Annotated in this window: 16 protein-coding genes; 6 read left to right on the forward strand and 10 right to left on the reverse strand. The window is 43.4% G+C overall.

Annotation, left to right across the window (positions count from 1 at the left end; all coding sequences use genetic code 11):
* Window positions 1–28: 28 nt before the first annotated feature.
* Window positions 29–745, reverse strand: coding sequence for a J domain-containing protein (locus MSMAS_RS17445; protein ID WP_230633313.1), 717 nt, complete (start codon window positions 743–745; stop codon window positions 29–31).
* 161 nt (window positions 746–906) lie between these two features.
* Window positions 907–2,430 carry a molecular chaperone DnaK gene (gene dnaK / locus MSMAS_RS17450; protein ID WP_329957003.1) on the reverse strand — a complete coding sequence of 508 codons (1,524 nt, stop codon included), beginning with the start codon at window positions 2,428–2,430 and terminating at the stop codon, window positions 907–909.
* Between the two features lie 915 nt (window positions 2,431–3,345).
* Here dnaK and thsB point away from each other — a divergent pair.
* Complete coding sequence (gene thsB / locus MSMAS_RS17455) at window positions 3,346–5,001, forward strand: thermosome subunit beta (RefSeq protein WP_048046872.1); 1,656 nt, start codon at window positions 3,346–3,348, stop codon at window positions 4,999–5,001.
* A 165-nt stretch (window positions 5,002–5,166) separates the two neighbouring features.
* Here the strand turns inward: thsB and MSMAS_RS17460 are convergent, their stop codons facing one another.
* Window positions 5,167–6,288: an ORC1-type DNA replication protein gene (locus MSMAS_RS17460; protein ID WP_048046874.1), complete on the reverse strand. Its 1,122-nt coding sequence runs from the start codon at window positions 6,286–6,288 to the stop codon at window positions 5,167–5,169.
* A 759-nt stretch (window positions 6,289–7,047) separates the two neighbouring features.
* Here MSMAS_RS17460 and MSMAS_RS17465 point away from each other — a divergent pair.
* The gene (locus MSMAS_RS17465) at window positions 7,048–9,636 is read left to right on the forward strand and encodes a CYTH and CHAD domain-containing protein (RefSeq protein WP_048046875.1); all 2,589 of its coding nucleotides are present in this window, start codon (window positions 7,048–7,050) and stop codon (window positions 9,634–9,636) included.
* A gap of 111 nt (window positions 9,637–9,747) precedes the next feature.
* Here MSMAS_RS17465 and MSMAS_RS17470 read toward each other — a convergent pair whose 3' ends face one another.
* The 6 genes from MSMAS_RS17470 to MSMAS_RS17495 all read right to left on the reverse strand — a co-directional run bounded on the left by MSMAS_RS17470 (window position 9,748) and on the right by MSMAS_RS17495 (window position 19,357).
* Window positions 9,748–11,379: a Ppx/GppA phosphatase family protein gene (locus MSMAS_RS17470; protein WP_011033322.1), complete on the reverse strand. Its 1,632-nt coding sequence runs from the start codon at window positions 11,377–11,379 to the stop codon at window positions 9,748–9,750.
* 342 nt (window positions 11,380–11,721) lie between these two features.
* A complete protein-coding gene (ppk1, locus tag MSMAS_RS17475) occupies window positions 11,722–13,908 on the reverse strand; it encodes a polyphosphate kinase 1 (RefSeq protein WP_011033321.1) in 2,187 nt (728 codons plus the stop codon).
* Window positions 13,909–14,585: 677 nt separating this feature from the next.
* A complete protein-coding gene (locus MSMAS_RS17480) occupies window positions 14,586–16,709 on the reverse strand; it encodes an endonuclease MutS2 (protein ID WP_015411773.1) in 2,124 nt (707 codons plus the stop codon).
* Between the two features lie 59 nt (window positions 16,710–16,768).
* Window positions 16,769–17,749: an alpha/beta hydrolase family protein gene (locus tag MSMAS_RS17485; RefSeq protein WP_226987711.1), complete on the reverse strand. Its 981-nt coding sequence runs from the start codon at window positions 17,747–17,749 to the stop codon at window positions 16,769–16,771.
* Between the two features lie 24 nt (window positions 17,750–17,773).
* Window positions 17,774–17,941, reverse strand: coding sequence for a preprotein translocase subunit Sec61beta (locus tag MSMAS_RS17490; RefSeq protein ID WP_011033318.1), 168 nt, complete (start codon window positions 17,939–17,941; stop codon window positions 17,774–17,776).
* A 396-nt stretch (window positions 17,942–18,337) separates the two neighbouring features.
* Window positions 18,338–19,357 (reverse strand): S-methyl-5-thioribose-1-phosphate isomerase, encoded by a 1,020-nt coding sequence (locus tag MSMAS_RS17495; RefSeq protein ID WP_048038240.1) that lies wholly within the window; start codon window positions 19,355–19,357, stop codon window positions 18,338–18,340.
* Window positions 19,358–19,905: 548 nt separating this feature from the next.
* On the opposite strand from MSMAS_RS17495, the gene MSMAS_RS17500 reads away from it, so the two are divergent.
* Entirely contained in the window at window positions 19,906–21,006 is a 1,101-nt protein-coding gene (locus tag MSMAS_RS17500) for an inositol-3-phosphate synthase (RefSeq protein ID WP_011033316.1), read from the forward strand.
* Window positions 21,007–21,111: 105 nt separating this feature from the next.
* On the opposite strand, the gene radB is transcribed toward MSMAS_RS17500, so the two are convergent.
* Window positions 21,112–21,879: a DNA repair and recombination protein RadB gene (gene radB / locus MSMAS_RS17505; RefSeq protein ID WP_264357985.1), complete on the reverse strand. Its 768-nt coding sequence runs from the start codon at window positions 21,877–21,879 to the stop codon at window positions 21,112–21,114.
* 650 nt (window positions 21,880–22,529) lie between these two features.
* Here radB and MSMAS_RS17510 point away from each other — a divergent pair.
* The 3 genes from MSMAS_RS17510 (at window position 22,530) to MSMAS_RS17520 (ending at window position 26,083) form a co-directional block, all read left to right on the forward strand.
* Entirely contained in the window at window positions 22,530–22,784 is a 255-nt protein-coding gene (locus MSMAS_RS17510) for a glutaredoxin family protein (protein WP_011033314.1), read from the forward strand.
* Between the two features lie 79 nt (window positions 22,785–22,863).
* Window positions 22,864–25,248, forward strand: a complete 2,385-nt coding sequence (gene nrdD / locus MSMAS_RS17515) for an anaerobic ribonucleoside-triphosphate reductase (RefSeq protein ID WP_011033313.1) — start codon at window positions 22,864–22,866, stop codon at window positions 25,246–25,248.
* 55 nt (window positions 25,249–25,303) lie between these two features.
* Window positions 25,304–26,083 (forward strand): anaerobic ribonucleoside-triphosphate reductase activating protein, encoded by a 780-nt coding sequence (locus tag MSMAS_RS17520; protein ID WP_230633314.1) that lies wholly within the window; start codon window positions 25,304–25,306, stop codon window positions 26,081–26,083.
* The last annotated feature ends 111 nt before the right edge of the window (window positions 26,084–26,194 follow it).

Here is a 26,194-nt window from a genome sequence, read left to right on the forward strand (position 1 = left end):
CGCAGGGTGAATTACATCTCTTGGCTTTTTAGAATAATTTATCGAAGAAGTTCACCACGCTTTCCAGCCCGATAGCCTCCAGTTGTCCCGGAGAAACAACTGCAACGGTTGCCAGAAGACAGATCATAACGAGTGCGAAGACAAAGGTCTTCAATAAAAAAGAACTCATTGAAGAGTGTTTTTTGCGTCTGGTACCATCAACCTCTTCCACAAGCCCTTCATACCTGACCTTAACACTTGACCAATCGGCATTGCTGCCTGACTTGCCTGAGGAGCCTTCATTTTCCGTGTCCTGGCTCTTTCCGGAATAAACATATTTGGACCAGTCAACGGTATCAGATTCGGAAGATGAGGTTGATTGACCGGCACTCAGCGGGTCGCTTCCGGATTTGAAGGATACATAGGAAATAGTGGTTGTTCTGAAAGGAGATTTAGAACCTGAGGGGAGATCGGGAATTTCTGGAACCTGCGGGTTCTGGTCAGTCCCCTGGCTATTGCTTTGGCTTTCAGGGGCAGAGGAGAGTTCAGTCACCTTCTCTTCCGGAGGCAGGGACATATCATATGCTTTTCTTTTTTGAGGGTCTTTGAGGGTTTCGTAAGCCTCTTTGATTTTTATGAATTTTTCATGGGCATCAGGAGACCTGGCTCTATCCGGATGATATTTTTTTGCAAAATAATGATACTTATCTTCGATTTCCTCAAGACATGCGCTTCTGGGAATATCGAATAATTGATAATAGTCCACTGCTTTCCTCCCCTGAACCATTCTATTATTGACCCGTTGATCCAATATTGACCCTTTGATCCAATGGTCTGTTGATATATTGATCGTTGATCTATTGAACCTTTATTTGAGACGTGAATTTGTTGAAATTCAGCGCTTCTGGATACTGGTGTATCACATTATCAGTCATTGAGACCCTGGGGCCTTTCTATAGTGACACTCCTCATAATTCCCGTCCCAAGATCTTTGGCTGTAGCATTTATTATTCCGTTAGCATCAATGTCAAAAGTAACCTCTATCCTTGGAATTCCCTTTGGAGAAGGCGGGATATTATCGAGGACAAGCGTTCCTAAAGTAACGTTTTTCGATGCAGCCCTTTCTTCTCCCTGAAGGATTTTACCCCTGACAACCCTCTGGTTATCATAATGTGTGGTAAAGGTTTTACTATTTCTTGTGGGAATTGTCGTATTCTTTGGAATTATCGGAGCCATCAGATCTCCCACGGTTTCAAACCCGAGGGTAAGAGAGGTAACATCAAGAAGCACAAGGTTGCCCGAATCAACTTCTTCCCTTGGAGATTTGAGGTAATCATTTCCAAGAATTCCAGCCTGGACGGAAGCCCCCATTGCTACCACTTCATCAGGGTTGATGTTCTGAAGAGCCTTTTTTCCCATGAACCCTTCCACAGCTTTCACCACAGCAGGTATCCTGGTGGACCCTCCAACAAAAATAACTTCATCAATTTCCGAGGGTGAAAGCCTTGCATCCTGCAGGGTTTTTTCTATAATTGAAATGGTTTTCTTAACAAGGTCTTCAGTCATTTTATTGAACTGCTCTCTTGTTATATCTATGTCCAGGTTTTTATTTTCGAAAATATACGGCAGGTTAACATTTGCGGTTTCGAGAGTTGATAGGTCGATCTTACAGCGTTCCGCAGCCTCTCTAATGCGCTGCATCGCCTGAGGTATATCTGAGAGGTTTTTCCCCTCGGCTTCCTGGAACCTGGCAAGTAAGTGTTCAACAATCCGCGTATCGAAATCGTCGCCGCCGAGCTCTGTATCCCCGCTTGTGGCAAGGACTTCAAAAATCCCGTCTTTAATTTTAAGAATGGAGACATCAAAAGTCCCGCCCCCAAAGTCATAAACCATAATTTTCCGGTTATTAATCCCGTCCCTCAGACCATAAGCGAGCGCAGCTGCAGTAGGTTCATTTATAACTCTAAGCACTTCGAGCCCTGCAAGTTCGCCTGCCTTTTTTGTTGCAAAGCGTTGAGAATCGTTAAAATAAGCGGGGACAGTTATTACCGCTTTTTCAACGGCGTCCCCCAGGTATTTCTCAGCATCATGTTTTAATTTTTGAAGGATCTTTGCGGAAATTCCGTGAGGAGTGAATTTTTCATTGTTCAGTGTCACCCTGTAATCGGGTTTCCCCATATGCCTCTTGATAGAATGAACGGTATTCTCAGGATTGGATACCATCTGCCTTTTGGCAAGGTCCCCTACAAGTAACTCGTTCTTTTTTGAAAAACCTACAACAGAAGGCGTAAGCCTCTTCCCTTCGGAATTGGTGATGACCTTGGGTTCACCAAGTTCAATTATCGCCATACAAGAATTGGTGGTTCCCAGGTCGATGCCCAGTACTTTTCCTCTGATATTTGCCGTTGGCGCACCCCCAAGATTTTTATAATGTCGTGAAGAGATATTAATTTTTCTACTATAGTTAGAGCATACAAATTTAGAATTAAAGTATAGTGATCAGACAAATAGATAGTATAATATTTACTCAGATATTAAATATTCTCCCTAGATTTTTTTAGTAATACAAAGAGATAAGATTAAAAAAACTTTTCGCCAGAAAGGATAAACGGAATCAAAACTTCAACTTATCTCAAACAAAATTAAATCTTTGCATGTCAATACTGGATTTATATACAGCATAGCAGATAATAAAAGAGTAAATAAGAGAAAAACGAAAGAACAAAACTTCAGATAAAATATTAACAATAAAAAGAGATAATATTTTACAAAATTCTAGTAAGTATATTATAGAATTTTTAAGAGATTTTTTGTTCTTATCCTTAATTTTTTTTATTTTTAACCTTGGGCTATTTTATATTTTATTATTTAATTTTTGTTTTTATTTTTGAGTTTTTTTAGATTTCGTCCTTGAGTTTTTTAGATTTTATCATTGAGTTTTTTAGATTTCGTCCTTGAGTTTTTAGATTTCATCTTTGAGTTTTTAGATTTCATCCTTGAGTTTTTTAGATTTCATCCTTGAGTTTTTTAGATTTTATCACTGAGTTTTTTGTTCTTATCTTTTGTTTTAGCACCTTATTTCCATATGTTCTGTATTGCTGAGTTATTTGCCCCTTTTATTCTGAAAGAAACCCGGAACCGAAAGTATGTATCCATATACACCCGGTTTTTAATCCTGTCTTTTCTATGAGAGAGATTCAGTATAAGAAGGGACTATATTGGGCTATTTCTTGAATAACTAAAAGGTCAGAGCACACTTATCCTGTAGAGGTTGATGGGATGAGTTTATATAGAAGTACAAACATGTAAAATGCGATTTTAATTCCAGAGCAATTCCAAACTCACACTAATAAGGAGGATTAAATAATGGCAGGACAGCCAATATTCATTTTAAAAGAAGGAAGTAAGAGAACAAGAGGCAGGGATGCCCAGAGCAACAACATTATGGCTGCAAAAGCAGTAGCAGAAGCAGTCAGGACCACCCTTGGTCCCAAAGGTATGGACAAGATGCTTGTGGACTCGATGGGCGACGTGGTCATTACAAACGATGGAGCAACCATTCTCAAAGAGATGGACATCGAGCACCCTGCAGCAAAGATGGTGGTAGAAGTATCCAAGACCCAGGACGATGAAGTAGGAGACGGAACCACCAGTGCAGCTGTTGTCGCAGGTGAACTCTTAAACAAAGCCGAGGACCTGATCGAACAGGAAATTCACCCGACAATTATTGCATCCGGATACAGACTGGCAGCCGAGAAAGCTATTGAGGTTCTTAACTCCCTGGCAATGAGTGTAGACATGGGTAACAGGAACCTTCTGCTCAGCATTGCCGAAACTGCCATGACCGGAAAAGGTGCGGAGTCCTCCAAAAAGCTTCTTGCTGAAATTGCCGTGGATGCCGTTACAAGCGTTGTCGACACAAACGGTAAGATGTCAGTTGACAAGGAAAACATCAGCGTTGTCAAGAAAGTCGGCGGCAAAACCGAAGATTCCGAGCTCATCCCAGGCATGATCATTGACAAGGAAAGAGTCCACACAAATATGCCTGAGAAAGTAAAGGATGCAAAGATCGCCCTCCTGAACACCGCAATCGAACTTAAAGACACCGAAGTGGACGCAGAAATCTCAATCACCTCTCCTGACCAGCTTCAGTCCTTCCTTGACCAGGAAGAGCAGATGCTCAAGAAGATCGTCCAGAAAGTTATCAACAGCGGCGCAAATGTAGTATTCTGCCAGAAGGGTGTCGAAGACCTCGCCCAGCACTACCTTGCAAAAGCAGGTATCTTCGCAGTCCGCAGAGTCAAGAAGAGCGATATGGAAAAACTCGCAAGAGCAACTGGCGGCAAACTCATCACCAACCTTGACGAGATCGTCCCCGAAGACCTTGGCTTTGCCAAACTCGTTGAAGAGAAGAAGGTTGGCGGCGACAGCATGACCTTTGTCACAGGCTGCGACAACCCGAAGGCTGTTACCATTCTTCTGCGCGGTGGCACAGAACATGTGGTTGACAGCATCGACAGCGCTCTTGAAGACGCCCTCCGCGTAGTAGGAGTTGCAATCGAAGACGAAAAGCTCGTTGCAGGCGGCGGCTCACCTGAAGTTGAGGTTGCTCTCAGGCTACAGGAATACGCAGCAACCCTCGAAGGCAGGGAACAGCTTGCAGTAAAAGCTTACTCCGAAGCTCTTGAAGTTATCCCCAGGACTCTTGCAGAGAACGCAGGTCTCGACCCGATAGACATGCTCATGGAGCTCCGCTCCCAGCACGAGAAAGGCATGAAGACTGCAGGTCTCAACGTTTACGAAGGCAAGGTCGTTGACATGTGGGAGAACTTCGTAGTCGAACCCCTCAGAGTCAAGACCCAGGTAATCAATGCAGCCACAGAGTCTGCAGTCATGATCCTCAGGATCGACGACATCATTGCTTCTACCCGTGCAGCAGGCCCAAGCCCTGAAGAAATGGGTGGAATGCCAGGAATGGGTGGAATGCCGGGAATGGGCGGAATGCCACCAGGAATGATGTAAATTCCTGAAAAAATGAGAAAAACCGAAAACTGATTGAATCCAGAAAAGGTGCAGTATCTTTACTGCTCCTTTTTTAAAATTCAGTCAGAAAATGCTCCAGGTCTGAAAGAAGTTTTCCGAACTCTCAACGGAAAATCCATGTGAATCTACGTTCTTTTTTCTCTTTCAGGCTTTTTTAAGGCAATTAAGGATGTCTTCAGCTTCATATTTTGTTTTTATTATCCGTGTCCTGCCTCTCTTGCCTTTGCCTGTAAAATCGGCATCAACATAGTTAAGGGTCTGAAGCCTGTTGACCATTCCGTAAAAGCGGGTGTATCCTAACTGTGTAAGCTCATGAAAGGATTTATAGAGCTCTCCAGCTTTAATTTCATCTTTCTTTGCTATCAGTTCAAGCAGCTGTTTTTCAGGATCCGAAAGGAGGCTTATTCCCCTGCAAAGGTGGAGCAGTTTGGATGCCTCATATGCTTTTTCAACGTCCTCAAATAAAATCATGCGTCTTCCTTTGCGTTCGGCATTAAAGCCCGAACGTCTGAGAAGGTCAATTCCAACCCTCAAGTCTCCTGTCTTTTCCACATAAGAGACAACAAGTTTCAGAACTTCATCAGAAATTACTTTCGGATAAAAACCGTACCTGACTCTGTCCTTCAGGATATCCAGAATCTCTCCTTCCTCATATCTTGGGAAAGATACTTCTTCAGGCAGAAAAACAGAGTTAACTCTTGAATCCAGGCAGTAAAGGTCAGATGCGTCATTTACGATCCCTATAACCCCGATCTTTGCCCCTGGATACTGCTCATGAGCCCTTAGCAAAGAATACATTACTTCATTGGCATGGCCTTCGCAGCAGAGATAATTAAGGTCGTCCAGCGCTATAATCAGGACTTTCTCCGAGGAAACCAGGAAATTTACAACGGTTTCAAAGAGCTTCCTAAAAGCAATCCCGGAATTAGGTGGAGAGATCCCGAAAAGTTGCCTGTAAATCCTTGACATCACGGCAAAACGTGTAGAATCAATCTGGCAGTTGACCTTTACAGTAACAACATTTGGAGCATGAGCTTCAACTTCTCTGAATGTTTTCATGATTGCACTTGTTTTTCCTGTACCTGGAGGCCCGACCAGCAAACAATTTAAAGGACGCATACCGCGCAGAGCCGGTTTAAGTGCAAACCTGAGCGCGTTTAACTGCGAATCCCTGTGGGGAAAGTATTCCGGGAGATAATCCGGCTCAAGTACCGAAAGGTCCTTAAATAGGGTTTCGTCCCAGAGTAGTATATCGTTACCTGTCAAGGAAACCTGCTCCTTTTTAATTGGATGTGTATTTTAATGCGGCATTTTTATCGCCCAATTTTTATCAGTGGATTTCCTGTGATTACAGGATACTGATTTTGAGTGCTGGACTGTAAAAGTATCTGATTGCTTATGCCTGACTGATAGGATCTGACCAATTCTAATAACGCAGTCTAATCAGACAGAGAATTCAGTGAAATTAAAGTTTCTAATTCCACAGTTTTTAACACAGGATTTAAGAAGTCAAATCTCTGATTTTAATATAAACGGGTTGAATTTTTGTAGATATAGCTATTTCTCTGTTTAAATTTTTCATAAATATGTTCTATTACGTTTTAGCTTTTTTGAATTATTACGAATAATGAGCTTTTGAATTATCACAAATAATGAGCTGCTTCTGAACAGGCATCCCGTAGTTCTGGCAGACTGTCAAGAAAGCTGATAATCAGGTACATCAATAACCTGGCTCTGATAAAGAGAGAAATCTATAATTTACGCTGATAAATGTATTTAAATCTAATTTGTAAAAAGGATATTTATTAACTGAAGGAAAAAACGGATAAAAGAAGAATTAAAATAGAAACAGCTAAAAAGTAAATAGAAAGCAGTAAAGAAACAAATATTGTTAAAATTAGCCAAAAATAAACGTGAAAATATTACTGAGCCTTTATTAAAAAATAATTTCATATCCGAAAAACAGAAACATTTGAAAAACAGGACCATTAGTGCCAGGTATTCATAGAGGAGCGGGGAGAAAATATGGAAATAGAATCTAAATTTTTGGTGCCTGAAGAGAAAGATTTTAAAGAACTTGAAAATCTCTCCAGGCTTGCTTCTTATACAATTTCTGAAGTTAAGGCCCAGCTGAATGAGGACTCTTTTCTTGATACTGAAAATAAAGACATAATGGCTTCAGGGTATTACCTGAGAGTGAGAAAATCCTCAGGAGAAAAAGGGAAATGGATTACTATCAAAAGCCTGGGAGGTTTTAAAGCCGGAACCCACAGGAGGGAAGAATACGTCAGCTTTCTGCCTGAAGGGCTGTCTGTGCTCGAATGCCCCGACCTTAGAATCAGGAATATGATTTTCGAATTTACTTCAGGGCTTGACCTGTTTCCTTTAATCACCCTCAAACAGAAAAGGATGATTCGCCAGTTAAAGCTTGAAGGAAAACCGATAGCTGACCTGTATCTGGATAAAGTGAACCTCAAAAGCGAGAGCAGGAAAAAAATATACAGCGAGTTTGAAGTCGAACTCAAAAGCGGAGGGACTGCTGAAGACCTTGAAACTATCCGGGATTTCCTGCTGAGCCATTACAACCTTGTGGAAAATCCTTTTTCAAAATTTGAAAGAGCCTATATGTTCAGGGAAAATCTCCCGGAAAAAACCCTGCTTGACCTGAGGGAAAGAGCCGTCTGTACACAGGTGGCTAACTACAAAAACATATACGGCAAACAGGCTAAAATTCTGCTTTTACTTGACAGTGGAAGTACTCAAGCAGAACTCAGCCTTTTACTCAAAATTCCGGAACCTGAAATTGAAGCCCTGGTCTCGCGGTTTGAAAAAGAAAGGCTTTCTATCTTTCCGTTTACAGGAGCCAAAAAGAAAACCCTGGAAAAAAAACTGATGTTTTATTTTCAATCCGGAAAAGGGAGTCCAGAAAACGGATGGACAGAAATTGGTTACGAAGAATGGACTCCCGAAGCCCTCTTAAAATTCTACGGAATCAGCATAGAGAAAGCAGAAAATATAACTTCAGGAGCTCTTGCCCTTTTTGATGGGTTTTCCGCCTATCACGGCCTTGGAAAAGAAGAAAGGGAGCTGCTGAGGCTTGCATCCCTTCTGCAAAATATTGGAAGTACGGCACGTAAGGAAGAAGAATCCCCTATTAGCAGGGAGATTATCCTTACTCACCCCCTTAAAGGCCTGAAGCTTCATGAGTTAAAGATACTGGCTTTGATTGTGGAACTCCAGGAACCTTCAATAAGTGAGAAAAATCCATGTCTGGCTCTTGAAGAGATAAATATCGACCTCTCTCCTGCTTTCCAGAACAAATCCCTCACCCTTGCGGCTTTTCTGCAAATAGCTAACGCTTTAGAAACCGAAAATCATATGTATTTGCCCTGCGGGTTCAGACAGCTTGAAGGGACAGTTGAAATAGAACTTATGGGAGCTAACGCTGAAAAAACTGCAAAAAGAGCGGAAAAAAGAAGCGAGCTGTGGGAATGCCTTTTCAGCACGAATTTGCGGTTTATTCAGGCAAAAGAGCCGTTTGAAGCCAAAAAATCAGAGAAAAAGTCAGAAGAAACCCGGGAAAAAGCAGAAAAAAGAGCTGAAAAGAGGAAAAGAAAAGAGACACAAAAATACACGGTCAGTCCGGAAGACCCCATGGCTTTTGTTGCTCACAGGATCTTTGCATATCAGTTTTCCCAGATGCTTGCACACGAAAAAGGGACAAGAAAAGGAGAAGATATAGAAGACCTGCATGACATGCGCGTTGCGGTCCGCAGGATGAGGGCAGCAGCAATAGTTTTTGATGAATATATTGAATCTGAAAAAGTTGAACCTCACATTAAGGGTCTTAAGAGAACTCTCGGAGCCCTGGGAGGAGTCCGGGACCTGGATGTTTTCCGGGAAAAGGCGGAAGATTATCTGAAAACCCTGCCTCCAGGGCGTGAACATGACCTTGACCCTCTTTTTCTTATACTTTCAGAGGAAAGGGAGAAAGCCAGAGAAGAAATGCTTGACTACCTTGACAGTGAAAAATACAGCCGTTTTAAAAAAGACTTTTCGGAGTTTCTGGACTTTCCTGAAAGCTGGGTTCTTCCGACAACTACGGAAAAACATGATTCTCTTCCGCACAGGGTAAAGGACGTTCTTCCCTCGATCCTTTACGCCCGTCTGGCGAATATAAGCGCCTATTCCGAATGGGTTGAAGGTCCCTATGTTTCGGTTGAGAGGCTGCACAGGCTCAGGATTGCTGCCAAAGGATTGCGTTATACACTTGAGTTCTTTGAAAACGTGCTCGGAAAAGAGGTTGAAAGCCTGATTAAGGACTTTAAAGCCCTTCAGGACCACCTTGGAGACCTTCATGATGCAGCCGTCGCAGCTGAAATGCTGGGGACTTACATAAAGACAGGCGCCTGGAAACTTACAGAAATTGAAAAGGTATCAGATAAAAAGCAGGTTCCCGAAACCTCTGAAGGAATTGAAGCTTATCTTGCATACAGGGAAGCAGAACTTTTAACTTTGCTTGACACCTTTCCGGAATCCTGGGAAAAAGTCCGGACAGGCGAATTCAGAAAAAAAATTGAGGGTGCGATCAGAAGCCTGTATGAGAGCCCATGACAGATTCCCAGTTTATTTTTGAAACAACTTTAAACCGAAAAAACCAGTTTTGAAAAGGTTCCAGTTTTGAAAAGGTTCCATTTCTGGAAGAGTCCCGTTCACGAATAAGTTTCAGTCCCTTGGCATTTCCTCAATTTCAACATTTCCTTTGAAAATTAATGGGGTTCCCGCAGTCTGTTCTATAATTGCCTTGGACTGGAGAGAATATCCGAAAATTTTCTTAAAGTACTTTTTATGTTTCTCGACTTCCCAGATTTCGAGCTGACATTCCTTCTGAGCATGCATCTCAAGCACAAGGCTCTCTGTGGAGGCTATATAGAAACGGACATGGGACACTATGCCGGTATGGGAGCGGTCAAGCCCTTCGGCAATACGGAGCAGGGCACTGAGCGCCCTTATACTTTTTACAGATTCTTTGCTCAACCCTTCAAGGTTGGGGTGTTTCTTTTTAGGAGTGTTTTTTCTGTGGAAATAGGCAAGATTTGCAATGATTTCGATTTCTTCAGGCTGGAAACCAGGCAGGTTGCTCTCTCTTATAAGGTGATAGGCATGTGCCTGATGAGTATCGTATGAGAGGAATGTTCCTATGTCGTGCAGGGTTGCACCGTATTCGAGAAGCTCTCTCTCACTCTCCTCAAACTCATAGATGCCGAGAGCCTGAATACTGTCAAAGAGTTCAAGAGCGAGCCTTGAAACTGTATGGGCATGTTCCTCATCAAAATTGCAGGCAAGGCCGAGCTGCATAATGCTGCGCTTCCTTACCGACATCTGAGTGACCAAATACGAGAACTCACTCTTCGAGATATAGTCTACGAGAAGGCCTTCCCTTAACCCGCGCTTACTGACCGTAATCTCGGAAAGTCCGAGTTCTTCCATAAAAGTCTCTATAATTGCAGCCCCTGCAAGGATTATGTCTGCTCTCTGTGAGTTTATTCCGGGGAATTTACGTCTTTCTTCAAGCGAAAGGGCACACATTGCCCTGACAATCTTCTTCAGGTCTTCATACTCAAGTTTCTCAAAGCTTTCATGAGCTGTCTTATGCAGGTAAACAAAGGCGATTTTGGCAAGGTTTTCAATAGTTCCCGAACTTCCAATTACAAAATTTACCGTATATCTGGAAAGCTCTTTAATTATGTCCGCACTCTTGCGCCGGATGTACGCCTTGATCTGTTCATAACGTTCCTCAGAGACAGGGCCGGTTTCATCCGGAAGGAACATATTTGTCAGGCGAATTGACCCAAGGTTAAGGGAGTGAAGAAAATAATACTGGTTCTGGTCACCTACAGACACTTCAGTGCTTCCGCCCCCGATGTCGATAAAAATGGCTTTTGAGTTTCCGAGTCTGAGCCCGCTCGAAACCCCCAGATAAATCAGACGGGCTTCTTCCGAACCTGAAATCGTGCAGACCTCGAGGTTTGCTTCCTTTTTAATCATTTCAAGGAGCTGGACTTTATTGCTTGCGTCCCGGGTCGCAGAGGTAGCCACGGCTATAATCTCTTCTACCCTGTAAGCCCTTGAAAGCTCCATAAACTTCTTACAGACAAAGGCTGCCCGCTCCATAGCTTCTGGCTGGAGGATCCTGTCTATAAACTCCTTTTCTCCAAGCCTCACCGTTTCCTTCTGTTTGGTCAGGGGCTGGTAAGACCCATTAGGATTGATCCGGACCAGAAGAAGCCGGACCGAGTTGGTCCCTATATCAATAAACGCAACAACCCTGCCTTCTGAAATTTTCTCGGGTTCCATTTACGACCACCTGAAAGCCCTGCCTTTCGTTTTTCTTGAAGGATTCGAGAGCTTCATAAGCTTCACAATATTCGTTCACATTTTTATTCTATTTGAGACTTGTTTTGGTCTTTTATTTTCCTTATTTGTATCTTTCTATATATGTAAAATTGTAAGTTCAAAAACCCTGCCCATGTGAATCTCTTGAAATTTATATAAAGGTTCTATATTGAAAAGGAAAAACAGAAAATTAGCAAAAAGAAAGCAGAAAGGAAAAAAGAATAGTAGAATAAAAGGAAAAAAAGACGAATACAGGTGAAAAAAAGAAGAAAAAAGAAAAATTTAGATTTCCTCAAATTTTTTTCAGCGTTCTGTTTTAATATCCCAGCTGCCCCTATTCTCAAGCATCCAGACCTGGGAATCCAGCTCTTCTTCTTCGGGCTGCGGATAAATCCTTTCAGTCCGTCCGTTTGGAAGCAGGAGTCGGGCTTTTACATTATCTTTCAGATGGATACCGAGAATGATGTCGCGCATGACAGGTATATAGTCCTGGGACACCGGGAAGAGGACTTCGACCCTGTTGTCAAGGTTGCGGGGCATAAGGTCGGCGCTTCCCAGGAAGATTTCCTCTTTTCCGCCATTCCTGAAATAATATATTCTTGAGTGCTCAAGAAAACGCCCGACTATCGAAGTTACTCTGATATTTTCGCTCAGCCCGTAGATGCCGGGTCTGAGGCAGCAGATACCCCTGACAATAAGGTCTATCTTTACTCCGGCCCGTGAAGCCCTGTAAAGCTCACGGATGCACTGGTAGTCCACAAGGGAATTCATCTTGAAGATCAGATGACCGTTTCCGAACTTCTCGTGCACATCAATTTCGCGCCTGATACGTTCAAGAATCTGATGTCTCATTGTCTGGGGAGCTACCAGGAGTTTAATATAATGGTCTTTCCTTGAATAGCCTGTAAGGGCATTGAAAAGGTCGGAAATATCTTTTCCTATGAAGGAATCGCTTGTCAGATAGCCGCAGTCAGTATAGATCTTTCCTGTAACAGCATTGTAGTTTCCAGTGCTCATATGCACATAATACCTGATGCCGCCTTCTTTTTCAGCCCTTACTATCAGGCACATCTTGGCATGGGTTTTGCGGCCAGGGAAACCATAGGCTACATGTACCCCTTTACGTTCAAGCTCTTTTGCCCAGCCAATGTTGTTTTCTTCGTCAAAACGGGCTTTGAGCTCAACAAGGACTGCAACCTGCTTGCTACGGTCTGCAGCTTTCATGAGAGCCTGGATGATCCTGGAGTTATCGTCTACCCTGTATAGCGTCATTTTAATTGCCAGGACATCAGGGTCGTCAACGGCTTCTTCTACCAGGTCGATTACAGATTCAAAACTGTCATAAGGGTGATGGAGAAGGATATCATTCTTTTTTAAGGCTGCAAAAATATTTTCTCTATCAGCCATTCGGGGATGTTTTTTCTGCTCGAAAGGCTCGTATTTAAGCTCAGGGCGGTCAATCTGGGCAAGCTTCATAAGGCTTGAAAGCCCCAGAGGCGCAGCCGACCTGAACATAAGTGGGCGTGTAAGATCCAGATTCTTGAGGAGGATATCAGAAACCTTCTCAGGCATAGTGTAATCGGTTTCAAGCCGGACAGCGGGCCCGAAGTAATTTCTTCCTACCCTTTGCTTTACAGCAGTAAGGAGGTCTTTATCCCCGTCTTCATCAAACCCGAGATCTGCATCTCTTGTGATCCTGAAAGGGTAAGCTCCGAGGATTCGCTGGCCTGGAAAGAGAAGGTCGAGATTTGCAGCAATTAGCTGTTCAAGCCACACAAAGCGTCCCGTCTTCAGTTCTTCAAAACTGGAAATTATTTTTTCCTGTTTTCCTTCAGGCACAACAATGAGCCTTGAGAACATCGGAGGGATCTTGACCCTCGCAAAACGCTCGCCATATTCCGGGTCATCAATAAGTACTGCAAGGTTAAGACTGAGGTTTGAGATGTGCGGGAAAGGATGACCTGAGTCGAACCCGAGAGGAGTTAGCAGAGGAAAAATATTTCTTTCAAAATAATCTCTGAGTTTCTCCCTATCTTCTCCGGAAAGTTCAAAGTAATTAAGGACTTCAATCCCATTTTCCCTGAGGGCGGGTTCAAGTATTTCATTCCAGCAGCTATCATTGATAGGGAGCTGCCTTAAAAGTTCTTCCCGGATAACTCGAAGCTGTTCCTGGGCCACTTCGTCTATGCAGTCTTCCTTTATCCCTTCCGTAATACGTTTCTGAACCCCGGAGACTCTGACCATAAAAAATTCATCAAGGTTACTCCCGAAGATAGAAAGAAATTTGACTCTTTCAAGCAGAGGATTGCGTTCATCCAGAGCCTCTTCAAGCACTCTGGCATTGAACTGGAGCCAGCTGTATTCCCTATCCGCATAAAAGCACGGGTCACTCAGGTCAGGCATGCCTGATACTTCAACCCGGGTTCCTTCAACACTATCCGTAACCAATCTATCAAAATCTGCGCACTGAATTGGGAAGTTCCGTTCCATTCCTATCACGCATGACCTGGGTTTTGTATCTTTTCAGACCTGTCCCCAAAAATATCAGAAGATCTGGACATAAGATTTTTGCCTGTTTTATAATTTGACATAATTACCGTATGTTTGTTCAGTATAATTAGCAGGGCTGAAGGAAAGGTGACCTGAATCCGTTTAGCAATCAAAATATTCAGGTTCAGGATAAACTGAACCTAATTGCGTATCAACCCATTAATAACCGTTCCACCTGCTAAGGTTTTCAGATTCCTGTCTGAGACGAGGTGCATCTTCATATAAAGTTATCGGAGATGCATTGACAATAGGACGTATATAGACTTTTGGGTTAATAGAAACGTAAAAGCTATTCGAACTCCTAATAAACTCACTACTATTTATTAATATATAGTACTAAAGATTTATAACACTATCTCTTAGAAAATAAAAAAAATAAACAAAAGAAAAATGTTTAAGACCTGCGAAAAAGAAAATAACGGGATATGATTACAGTAAGACTATCAAAAAAGCCAGAAAAATGTAGCATGTACTCAAAATATAATATGTACGTGAGATGCGGTATATGTGTGAGATGTGGCATGTAAGCGAAATGAAAATATTTTAAAAGAAACCCGGAAGTAGAAAAAGATTGGAAAAATTCAATAGTTTTTAATTTCTCCAGAGCCAATGAGTTTTCAATTTTTAAATTTATTCTTTAAATGAGCATAAAACTCCTGCTCTTTTCCTGTTGTCTTCCTCAGCAACCTTTCCACAATCAGTTCGGGAGTACTCCTTGCAACACGATTGTATATAGGATTTCTATTTACTATAAGTTCCAGGCTGGAATCCAGCCCTTCGGCTTCGATCCCGTCTACCCTGATTTCTGTCTCTGTGTTTTCAAGGATAAGCTCGGAGAGGTGGGAAACAAAAATCCCGAGGCTCTCTTCACTCCGGGCAAGATATTCAAGTATCCCCGCTATAATCCGGGCTGAGGCTCCGGGTTCGGTAATTGATTCCAGTTCATCGGCGAGCACAAGTTTCCCGGAAGCTTCGGAAAGCACTGAGAACTGTTTAAGGGTGGTTTCAAAAGCTCCTGCATCAAGAGTCCCTTTTGATTTTCCGAAATAATAGAATTCCTCCACAGGTCCGAGTTCAAGCTTCATTGCCGGGACAGGAAAGCCCATGTGACCGAGAACCACACACTGAGCAAGGAGTTCGAGCAGGGAGGTTTTTCCTCCTGAGTTCACCCCGCTTAAAAGTACGACCCGGTTTTCCATATCCACAGGAGAAAAGCTCGTTTTTCCAACGGAATAGCTTACAGGATCAATTTCTCCGTATCTGGCTTTTAAAAAGAGATTTTCCCCGGCTTCAAAGCCTATTCCGGCTTCAGGAACGATTACCGGCATCTTCAGCCGGAACTGTGAGGCAAAACATGCTATTGAAAACCCCAGGTCAAAGTCTAAAATCTCCTTTACAAGCTTTTCTACAGGCTGGCGGAAAACTGAGAGGGTTTTTGCAAGCTCCCTTTTGCGGGAAAGCCTTGTTTTTTCAAGGGACATGCTCAGTTTTTGCCTGAAAAGCTGCAGTTGAGCCTGTTCTGCCCTGAGAGGATAGGATATTTCATCGGAAAAGAGGGAATCAAGCATCAGCTTTTCCTGCTTCTGGAAATCGAGCTTTTCCGAAAGTTCCTCTTTTAGTGCTTCGATTTCACCTGTATAGACTCTCTGCAGCTCTTTTGCCAGCAGGTCTTTGATCTCCATCCCTCCACTCACAAGCTTGATGAGTTCCTGCCCGCTCAGGGTGAGAGAGCTTGCTTCCAGCGTCCGGTTCATGCGCTGGTTTGCCTCGTTTAAGGTAGAGGTGAGTATGGGATCAAGGTTTTTCAGTGCGGTTTCAAGCCTGTCAAGTTCGGGGTCAAGCCCTTCAACGGGCTTTCCATCCTCTCCAACCTTCAGAAGGGCAGTTTTGAGGTCTTCGAGCTCGGCGTCTGAGAGATCTTCAAAAAAGCTGAAACCCGCAATCCTGAGAGTGGATACTATATTCAAACAGGCAAGGACGCAGTCCAGGTTTCTGGCAAAAAAAGCCAGCTCTACCTCAGGCAGGATCTGCCAGAACTCGGCTTTTGAGGGGTCCTGGAAAAGCTCTGGCTCAAGCCCTTCAGGAAGGTCAAAGCTGAGAAAATTATCATCAAATACAATAACACTGGAGTATCCTCTTGCAAGGTCCACAAACTCGGAAAAACTCTCTACCGCCTGAACAGTCAAGAATGCCTGAAACCTTTCCCTGGCTGCATCCAGAATTTTCCGGTCTCCTGAAAGAATTATCCTGTCCCTCGCCCTCAGGTTTCCAGGCACAGGCTTCAGTTTCTTCACCCTTAAAAGGAGAGCGATAAACTCCTTATCTGCAGAAAGGACGTCTGCGATTTTCAGATAATCTGCAACAAAAGCCCGCCTCTCTTCAATAAGGTCCATACGGGACGCAGGAAATGGATAAAAGAGGTCCATCCTGTCCCTGGCATGTGAGGTATGAGCAAAAGTTTTTATGAGCTCAAGAAGGCGGGAGTACAGGTCAAGGGCTTCTTTTGTCTTCAGAAAATCGGAAATTGCACACCCTTCAGCCCTGCCTCTGGCATCCCTGGCCAGGGAAAGAGCAAATGTATGGCTGACACCATTTACCTCGGAAAGCGAAGCTATATCACCTTCAAGGATTGCCTGGAGAGCTGCATCTTCGCTCCCGAAGTGCTCGACAAGCCTGCCGGCTACTCGCTCACCTATTCCGTTAAGTTCCCGTAGACCTGAGAGTTGCTGAAAAGCTGCCATATTCAAAACACTTTAAACGAATCAGTTGAGTTCAGGGGTAAAACCCTATTTTTATCTTTTTATTTAAACAAAAGAGAAAGTTCTTTTTCAAGATAGGGCTGCATGGAAGCCGTATATCCGTGTGTTTCATCAGTAGTATTGTACATTGCCTTTGGCTCTTCTGCGAGGGCAAAAGTCCTGAGTGCCTGTTCATGAGATATTACAGTATCGTTAAAGGAATGGATCATAACAAGCTTTGAAGGCGGAAGCGCACTGAGGTAAGTTTCCGGGTCAATTGAACAATAGAGCCGATAAGCTTCAGAGTCAGCAATTTGTGAAGGGTCGAGCTCTTCTGTGCCGTCCCCCGATGTGCTTATCCCTATAGCCCCTTTAAGGGAAGGCTCAAGGGCACAGGCGATAATCGCAAACCTGCCTCCGTTACTTTCCCCGAGGACTGCAAGCCTTTCCGGGTCGATTTCAGGCTGAGCAGAAAGCACATCTGCGGCTTTGAGAACATCATAGATCATAAGGTATTCGACAGGGTCAAGACCAACTTTGAAAAGTTCAAGGTCTCTTTCTATATTTATTGCGCCCTGGTTTCGCTGGTCAAAAGTAAGGGATGCATACCCCATTCTTGAAAGTTCTGAAGCCAGTCCCTGTTCCCCTTCTTTACTGACCCCTGCACCCGGAAGCAGGATTATTCCCGGAGAAGGAGAAGAAGTGTCTGCAGGAATCCTGAGCAAAGCTTCGACTTTATCGCCTCCGCTTTCAAAAGAGACCAGTTTCAAAATATCCGGACTTTCAGGCGAATAAAAGTCTTTAATTTCCTGAAGTGTAAATACAGGTTCTCCTCTTTCTGAAAAAGATAAAATTCCTGCTTCTGAAAGCTCCCAGGGAAGATTCCCATATGTGGAATTGGAAGGATTATAAAGTACCCCGAAGACACCCACAACTATCATGAGAAAACCCAGAAGAAAAATTGCGGGTTTAAAAGTTCTGGCGCCAGAAGACGATCTTTTCGTTTTTCCAATTACTTTTTTTCCAGAACCATTCTTGCTCAAGAGTACCCTGCCAGAAAAAAGCAATTACGGCCAGAAGCCGTTTACAGCACTTAAGAATATTACTGCTATGCCCACAAGAGCACCTGCGATCAGCACTGTTTTGGGCTGGATGTGAATTGCATTTTTGTCAGCTTCGTAGTAGCGCATGAGCCCTGCGGAAGACTGAAGTCCGGAACCTGATTTTTTAGCCATGAGTAAGACACCTGTATGAATGCAATGTAATGCTAATTAGTTAATTGTTACGTTTTAATTGGAAGATTTAGCTTACTGGAGATTTAACTCCATATATTAATATTAATATTAATATTAATATCATATTCGCTTTATCTGGATTCTCTGTAATTTTTAAGCATCCTCACTGTAATAATTTTGAACTGCTCATTTAGATAGTAAATTTTGAACTGCTTATTCAGATAGTACCAGATAGTACCAGAGAATTTATAGTTTTCATATAATTTACAGTTCTCATATATAAATCATGCAGAGCAAGATCGTGCCCGTTTCCGGGATAGTTCTGTATATTATAAAAGCAAGCCTCCGATTTCAGGATATCAAAATCAGATACCAGAAACAGAGACCTGAGGACTCTCAGACGAGAACCTCATCCAGCAGGATAGGCGGATAAAATACACCTCTTTCTGTGATCAATGCGGTTACATTTTCCATGGGGGTTGCATCAAAAGCAGGGTTATAAACAGGAACGTCTTCAGGGGCAAGCTGCTGGCAACCTGCAAACCGCAGTTCGTCAGGATTTCGCATTTCGATCTTTATGCTCCCTTCCCAGCCTTCAAAATCAAAAGTAGAGACAGGAGCTGCCACATAAAAGGGGATTTCATGTTCTCTCGCAAGGATAGAATGCGTGTAAGTGCCTATCTTGTTAAACACAACATCCTGGGTTATCCGGTCAGCCCCAACAAGCACACTGTTTACAAGCCCCTGGCGCATTGCCCAGCCAGCCATGGAATCCGCAATAAGGGTTACGGGGATTTTGTCCTGCATGAGCTCCCAGGTAGTGATCCTGCTTCCCTGGTTCAGAGGTCTTGTTTCACAGGCAAGGACTTTAATCTCTTTACCGTCAGCAATAGCCGAACGCACCACTCCGAGGGCTGTGCCCCAATCAACGCAGGCAAGCCTCCCAGCATTGCAGTGTGTAAGTACGGTATCCCCGTCTTTCAGAAGTTTTGCTCCGTATTTACCTATCAGCTTATTTGTTTCGATATCTTCTTCTGCAATATCCCTGGCTTCCTGAAGAGCAATATCGCGTATGCCCCGGAAATCAAATGCATCAGAAATTGCATTTAAAACTCTGTCCACACCCCATGCCAGGTTCACGGCTGTAGGGCGAGTGGATTTAAGGGCTTTTGCCGCAACCTTAAGGTCTTTTGTCATGGATTCGATATCTTTTGCCCCACTCAGGTAAGCTGCCAGGGCAATTCCGAAACCTCCTGCAGCACCCAGCGCTGGTGCGCCCCTGATCCTGAGAGACTGTATAGCCTCACATAAAGAACTCAGGGTTTTGCATTCTATTACTTTATATTCTTGCGGGAGTAAGGTCTGGTCTACCAGAACCACAGAATTGGACTCTTCATTCCAGTCGATTGTCCTCATTAAAATCACTTTCCGATGTAAACACCAGCTTCTGCCGGAGAATTTACCGACTTTCTTTTCAAGCCACCCATCAGATAAAAACTTATTCGGCGTCCTTTTTCAGGCGAGAGTTTTTTCCAGAAATTTATCTGCTAGCCAGTTCAAAAGCCAAAATAAAAGGTTCAAATTAAAGGACATCTGCCCCCATATAAAAAGAATAAATAATCGATAGTTTGAAAGCCTGAGATAAGATTAATATTTTTTATTTTAATTTAAGCTAGGCAAATTTTGAAGTACGATTTAGATATATATAAATAAGCATAATAATTCATTCACAAAGAGCAAAGTTAGATATAATAGATTTATAAAGTAACAGTACAAATAAGGGAAGATTTTAAATTTATAGCTGAGATACAGGAAGATTTGTAATTTCAGGAATTATATTTCATAATTTCAGAGACCTTGAATCCGTAAATCTCTGAATATACATTCTGGGAGTTTAAAAATCTGTCTTTACATTCAATTTATGGTTTATGAGAGTCAGGGTATTCATCGGAGAGTAAGCGCTTATGACAAAAATAAAAATAGCAATTGCAGGAATCGGGAACTGTGCAAGCTCTTTGATACAGGGCATCGAGTACTATAAAACCGAAGATAAAGATCCCATAGGGCTAATGCATCGGGAACTCGGAGGGTACAGGCCCGGCGATATCAAAGTTGTTGCCGCCTTTGACATTGATGCCAGGAAGGTGGGAAAGGATGTATCAGAGGCGATATTTGCCCCCCCGAACTGCACAGCGGTTTTTTGTCCTGATGTCCCCCTCACAGGTGTGAAAGTAAAAATGGGCAGGGCACTTGACGGAGTCTCTGACCATATGAAGAACTACGGGGAGAATTATACATTTATTGTCAGCAAGGAGCCTGAAGCCACAAAAACAGATATTGTTAAGGAACTGAAGGATTCGGGCGCAGATATGCTCCTCAATTACCTCCCTGTCGGCTCCGAAGAAGCTGTACGTTTTTATGCCGAGTGTGCACTTGAAGCAGGGGTGGCTTTTATCAATAATATGCCTGTTTTTATTGCAAGCAATCCTGAATGGGCGAAACGGTTTGAAGAAAAGAATATCCCCATTATAGGCGATGATATAAAAGCCCAGCTTGGAGCGACCATCACTCACAGGGTTCTTGCAGACCTGTTTGAAAAACGCGGTGTAAAGCTCGAAAGGACTTATCAGCTGAATACCGGAGGAAACACTGATTTCCTAAATATGCTTAACAGGAGCAGGCTTGCTTCCAAACGTGAATCAAAGACCGAAGCTGTCCAGTCTGTCCTTTCACATAAACTCGAAGACGAAAACATCCATATAGGCCCAAGCGACTATGTTGCCTGGCAGAAAGATAACAAGGTTTGTTTCCTCAGGATGGAGGGCAAACTCTTCGGGGATGTGCCCATGAACCTTGAACTCAGGCTTTCAGTGGAAGATTCGCCTAACTCCGCAGGTGTAGTTATTGACGCTATCCGCTGCTGCAAGCTTGCCCTTGACCGCGGGATAGGAGGAGTACTGTACTCCCCGTCTTCCTACTTCATGAAACATCCGGCTATCCAGTACCCTGATGATGTGGCGTATCTCAGGACTGAAGAGTTTATAGCCGGCACCAGAGAACGTTAACCCGGCGGGAAAAACCCTTAAGGAGAGAAGTTACTGCAAAAACAGTGATGCCAGAATCCCGGATTTTTCCGGGAGCTTTACGTTTTTCTGTTATGAGATATTTTTTTAACGAATCCCTTCTGCTGTAATTGTAAATTCCGCACTTGAGCCTTCAGGTCGGGAGCGGTGTTTGTAAAGAACGGCACGCCTTGTACCCTCGCCTGTTTTTTCCAGCCGGATAATCGTTTTTGAGATATGCTCAAGGGAACTTCCTCCCAGCGGGCGCACTCCTCCTCCGACAACATCCGAATATACCTGATTTGTTATAAGTGCGGCAAAACCATGTTTTCGGGCAAGAGCATGTAAGAACCCTATCTGGTTAGCAAGCTCTCTCCGGCTTTTTATTCCGGTCTCGTCATCCTCCAGCTCATACCTGTAATACGAAGTTGCGGAGTCCAGGACTACGAGCCCGACATTTTCGCCTGCTATCCTTTCGACCTCTCTTACGGATGAATATTGCTCTTCGAAGCTGAGAGGCTCATAGATAATTATGCTCCTGGCTATTTCCTTTGCATTTTCTCCTGCGATCTGCTTGAAACGAACAGGAGAAAGCCCTTCAGTATCGATGAAAATGACTTTCTGTCCCTGCTTTACACATTCCACTGCAAGCTGGATACAAATATTTGTTTTTCCGGTTCCTGCTGCTCCGAAAACCTGGGTTACGATTCCTCTCTCGAAACCTCCCCCCAGAAGCTCATCAAGGGGTTTACAACCGGAAGATAATAGTTTCTCTATGACGTGACACCTCTTTTTACACTTGAGAGAGGTATGAAAGACCAATGATATAATGTTTTTTTTGTAATTTTTTGTCATTTTCTGAAAAGAGAGCTCCAGAGTATGAAAAAAGTAAAAAGAAGCAGAAAGAAATGAAAGAGAAAAATAGAAGAGAAATACGAAGTCATTTATCAATATATTATAATGTATTCAGGGAATAAAACCAGGTATTTGCTCTCCTTACCTGCAAGCATTAAAGTGCCTTTCAGGTTAGATAAAGTCTTCTACACGTGAAAATATTCTCATAAATTAAGCATTTTTTAAAAAACAGATTCGACTAGATTTGTTATCAGATTTGATAACAAACCTGTGTCTTTGTATACAAAGTGAGACGGTTATTGTATCCAGAGATGGGTTGAAAAACCGTTATAAGTAAGATCGGGCATTTAGAATAATTACCTGGAAATAAAGATTAACTTTACTCAGTAGAGTAAAAAATGATATCTAAAGGGGCACTCTTTAGAAACTGCATGCCCTGTTCCGATATTGCTGACTGGTCTGGAAGGGTTATTATACAATTAGTGGGTTGGCTAAGGAATGGTACCCGTGCAGGGTTTTGTTTTGTTGCTTTGATGCGCTCTGCGCCAGCACAATCCTCCTCTGCACACCAGAAATAAAAGTGTAATGTAAGAAAGATGCATGCCAGAGGCATGTTAAATATTAAGCAAAAATAAGAAAATTGTACCATAAAATAAGTAGGGGCGCAAAGTATGGCAAAAGTAATAGTTTACACAACAGAACGTTGTCCTAAATGCAATAAATTGAAGAAATTTCTGGAAGCAAATGCAGTACCTTTCGAAGTAGCAGATATGTCTACACCTGAGGCACTGACCGAGCTGCGTTTCAACGGGGTCTTTACAGTGACAGCGCCTGTTTTACAGATTAATAATGACACTTTCCTGACTCATGACGAGCTCTTCCGTGGAGACGAAGTGGACTCGGAAAAACTCCTTGGAATTGTATAACAGGTATCTGAAAATTTAAAAACAAATAAAAACTTTGCAGATTCCATCCTATCATTAACCGATTACCGAAGATGAGAAAATGACAGGCGAGATTTTCTTAACCGATGACGAATTGTCTGACAGCCAGCCAGTGCGAAAGGCACTTACCGGGCTTTCTATCTCTTCCCTCCCTAAAAATGACAAGTTATCTGACAACCAGCCCGTGCAGAAGACACTTGATGGGCTGTCTGTCTCTCCCCTCCCCAAAGTCAGGACAACAGAAGGTTTCATTCTCAACTGGGACAGGAATATCATTGTAAGCCAGCTTCTGAAAGAAACAAAATTGAGCGAGATCTTTTACAGCAAGCCCGCAATCACAAAAGAAGAAGCCATTGACATTGCAAAAGAAGCTGAAAAAATCATCCGAAAAATGAATATCAAGTTCCTATCAGGCCCTCTTATACGGGAAATAGTAAACAATATTCTGCTTGACAGGGGGCATGTGGAATGGAGAAACATTATGACAAGAGTCGGGGCATCCGTCTACGATGCTTATGAAATCGACTCAGGATACGGCTTCGGGGCAAACGACAATGCAAACCAGCTGAACAATGCCGAGACGTCCCACAAGAGAAAAGCCGACAAAATGTCCAAAGAGCAAAACCTCCTCCTGATGCCAAAAGAGCTTTCAGACCTGCACTTAAACGGCGACTTCCATATCCATGACCTTGAATACATGGGCACAAGGCCTTTCTGCCAGGACTGGGACCTTCGATACTTCTTCTACTATGGGCTCATGCCTGATGGAGTGGGCACACAGTCAAGTGTTGCAAAACCCGCAAAGAATGCAGAGGTAGCTTTCCTTCATGCTGTTAAGGCAATGGGCTCAGCTCAGACTAACTTTGCAGGCGGGCAGGGATTTTACAATTTCCTGACTTTTATTGCACCCTATCTGGAAGGCAAATCCGGGAATGAGATCAAACAGCTTATGCAGATGTTCGTTTATGAAATGATGCAGATGATGTGTGCAAGAGGCGGACAGACTGTTTTCTCCTCAGTCCAGCTTTCCCCCGGTGTCCCGAAGCTCTGGAAAAATATCCCGGTTGTTGCCATGGGCATGGTCTGGGACGGAAAGCAGGCACCTCTCAGGACATACGGCGAATTCGAAACAGAAGTTCGCCTCGGATTTAAGGCTCTTATGGACGTTATGCTTGAAGGAGACGCCTGGGGCAAGCCTTTCAGTTTCCCCAAGCCTGAGATTTCTCTCGAACCCGACTTCATGGAAGAAGACGAAGATTTCAACAGGGCTCACCCCGAACTTCCGACTTATAAAGAACTTTACAGGCTGACCTTTGAACTGGCTGCCAAATTCGGGACCCCTTACTTTGATAACCAGCTTCCCGAGTACAGAGGCGCAGGAGAAGGAATTTCATGTTACCAGTGCTGTGCTTACCAGTTCTCTGCAAACCCCACAGATGATAAAGAATTTGATGACAAACTGCACTTCAGGGATGGAAAGCACTTTTCAATGGGCTCGTGGATGGTCCTGTCTTTAAACTGCCCGAGGGCCGCATACAGGGCTGAATATGATGATGAGAAGCTGTTCACAGAACTCAAGAATCTGATGAACAGAGGTGTGGAAGTCTTCAAAATCAAGAGAAAATGGATGAACAGCCTGATAAAGAAAAACAGAATTCCCTTTGCAGCTCAGTGCCCCAAAGACCCGAATACCGGGGAAAAAGGAGCAATGGCTGTGGACTTTGACAGCCTTGTATATACAATAGGGGTTGTGGGAATCAATGAGATGGTCCAGTACCATACAGGCTACCAGATACATGAGTCTCCTGTTGCGTACAAGCTTGCTATCAGGGCTATGTTCGAAATGAAGATGCATGCCCAGAAGCTTTCGAAAGAAAATAGCATGGAAATTGCCCTTGCAAGGACTCCGGCAGAAACTACAGCCCAGCGCTTTGCAGTGTCTGACCTCCTGCACAGGGAATATGCTGATAAAGCAAAGCTCACGATTAAAGGCGACCTGAAAACCGCAATGAAGGAGTTTAACGAGACTCGCGACCTGCCGATTTACTATACCAATGGTACCCATATACCGCCAGGGGCTGATGTCTCCCTGCCTGAAAGGATAAAGTATGAGCATACTTTCTTCCCGATAGTTGACGGAGGAAATATTATGCATATCTGGCTTGGAGAGGGAAAGCCCGATCCCGACGGTCTGCAGGAGCTTGCCATGCATATAGCAAAGAACACACAAACAGGTTACTTTGCCTTCACAAGGGACATGACCGTGTGCACTGATGAAGGGTATGTAGCAGCCGGTCTGCTGGACAGATGCCCTAAATGCGGGTCCGAAAATGTTCAGCACCTCTCAAGGATTACTGGATACCTCCAGTCCGTAGAAGGCTGGAACAGGGGCAAACGCCAGGAACTCAGGGACAGGAAAAGATACGGTACAAGGGAGCTCAGATGAGTTCCCCTAGCTCTTTTTTACACAAATAAGCTGGAATATAAAAATGGGAACTGCTATGAGAGTAAATTACGCAGGTGTCGTCCCTCTTTCAACCCTTGACTGGACAGGAAAGTCTGCATTCACTATCTTTTTCCGAGGATGCCCTCTACGCTGCCCTTATTGCCAGAACCATCCGTATCTTGAGGGGACCGGGCTTGTAGAACTTGAATTTGTGGAAGAAAAAATTAAAAGCTCGAAGCCTTTTGTAAGCGCGGTTGTTTTTTCGGGAGGGGAACCTCTTATGCAGGCAGGTATCGTGGACCTTGCTGAGTTTGCAAAGAATCTCGGGCTTTCCGTGGGGATTCACACAAACGGCTGCTACCCTGAAAGGGCAGCCGAAATGATCGAAAGAAAACTTGTTGATAAGTTTTTTATTGATGTAAAAGCTCCTCTCGACGATCCCGAGCTCTATGGAAAGGTTGCAGGATATGAAAGTGGAGAAACGAACATTTCCCCTTCAAGGACGCCTGAGAAGATTACTGCAGCCGTCGCAAAAACTATTAAGACTGCAGATGCCAGCGGGCTGGAGTTTGAACTCAGAACAACCGTCTTCAGAGACTTTATAGGAGGCGAAGAGGAAATTTCCCGAATTGTGACCTGGATCTCGGAAAACGTGAAAAATAAAGACGTTACCTATGTTTTGCAGCAGGGTATCCCGGAACATAGCCTTCAGGAAAATCTAAGAGATATCAGAGTTCTGGGAAGGGAAGAACTTTTTGAGCTTGGAAAAATAGCAAAGAGCCACCTGAAAAAAGTAAGAATAAGAACAAAAGAAGAAGGCGAAGAAGTTGTTTGATTTGTCGAAACCATCAAGCAGTTTTATTCAGGCTATTATTAAACAACATTCCGGGCCAAACCATCAGATTTATAACGATAACTGGCTACTTTAGCAAAATTTACTGAATAA

Source organism: Methanosarcina mazei S-6, assembly GCF_000970205.1.
Classification (GTDB): domain Archaea; phylum Halobacteriota; class Methanosarcinia; order Methanosarcinales; family Methanosarcinaceae; genus Methanosarcina; species Methanosarcina mazei.

Coding starts and splice junctions, on each gene's coding strand:
- MSMAS_RS17490 (WP_011033318.1), bottom strand. CDS start 17,941: ATGGCTAAAAAATCAGGTTCCGGACTTCAGTCTTCCGCAGGGCTCATG.
- MSMAS_RS17465 (WP_048046875.1), top strand. CDS start 7,048: ATGGAAATAGAATCTAAATTTTTGGTGCCTGAAGAGAAAGATTTTAAA.
- MSMAS_RS17480 (WP_015411773.1), bottom strand. CDS start 16,709: ATGGCAGCTTTTCAGCAACTCTCAGGTCTACGGGAACTTAACGGAATA.
- MSMAS_RS17520 (WP_230633314.1), top strand. CDS start 25,304: ATGAGAGTAAATTACGCAGGTGTCGTCCCTCTTTCAACCCTTGACTGG.
- ppk1 (WP_011033321.1), bottom strand. CDS start 13,908: ATGGAACGGAACTTCCCAATTCAGTGCGCAGATTTTGATAGATTGGTT.
- MSMAS_RS17470 (WP_011033322.1), bottom strand. CDS start 11,379: ATGGAACCCGAGAAAATTTCAGAAGGCAGGGTTGTTGCGTTTATTGAT.
- thsB (WP_048046872.1), top strand. CDS start 3,346: ATGGCAGGACAGCCAATATTCATTTTAAAAGAAGGAAGTAAGAGAACA.
- MSMAS_RS17495 (WP_048038240.1), bottom strand. CDS start 19,357: ATGAGGACAATCGACTGGAATGAAGAGTCCAATTCTGTGGTTCTGGTA.
- MSMAS_RS17510 (WP_011033314.1), top strand. CDS start 22,530: ATGGCAAAAGTAATAGTTTACACAACAGAACGTTGTCCTAAATGCAAT.
- MSMAS_RS17500 (WP_011033316.1), top strand. CDS start 19,906: ATGACAAAAATAAAAATAGCAATTGCAGGAATCGGGAACTGTGCAAGC.
- nrdD (WP_011033313.1), top strand. CDS start 22,864: ATGACAGGCGAGATTTTCTTAACCGATGACGAATTGTCTGACAGCCAG.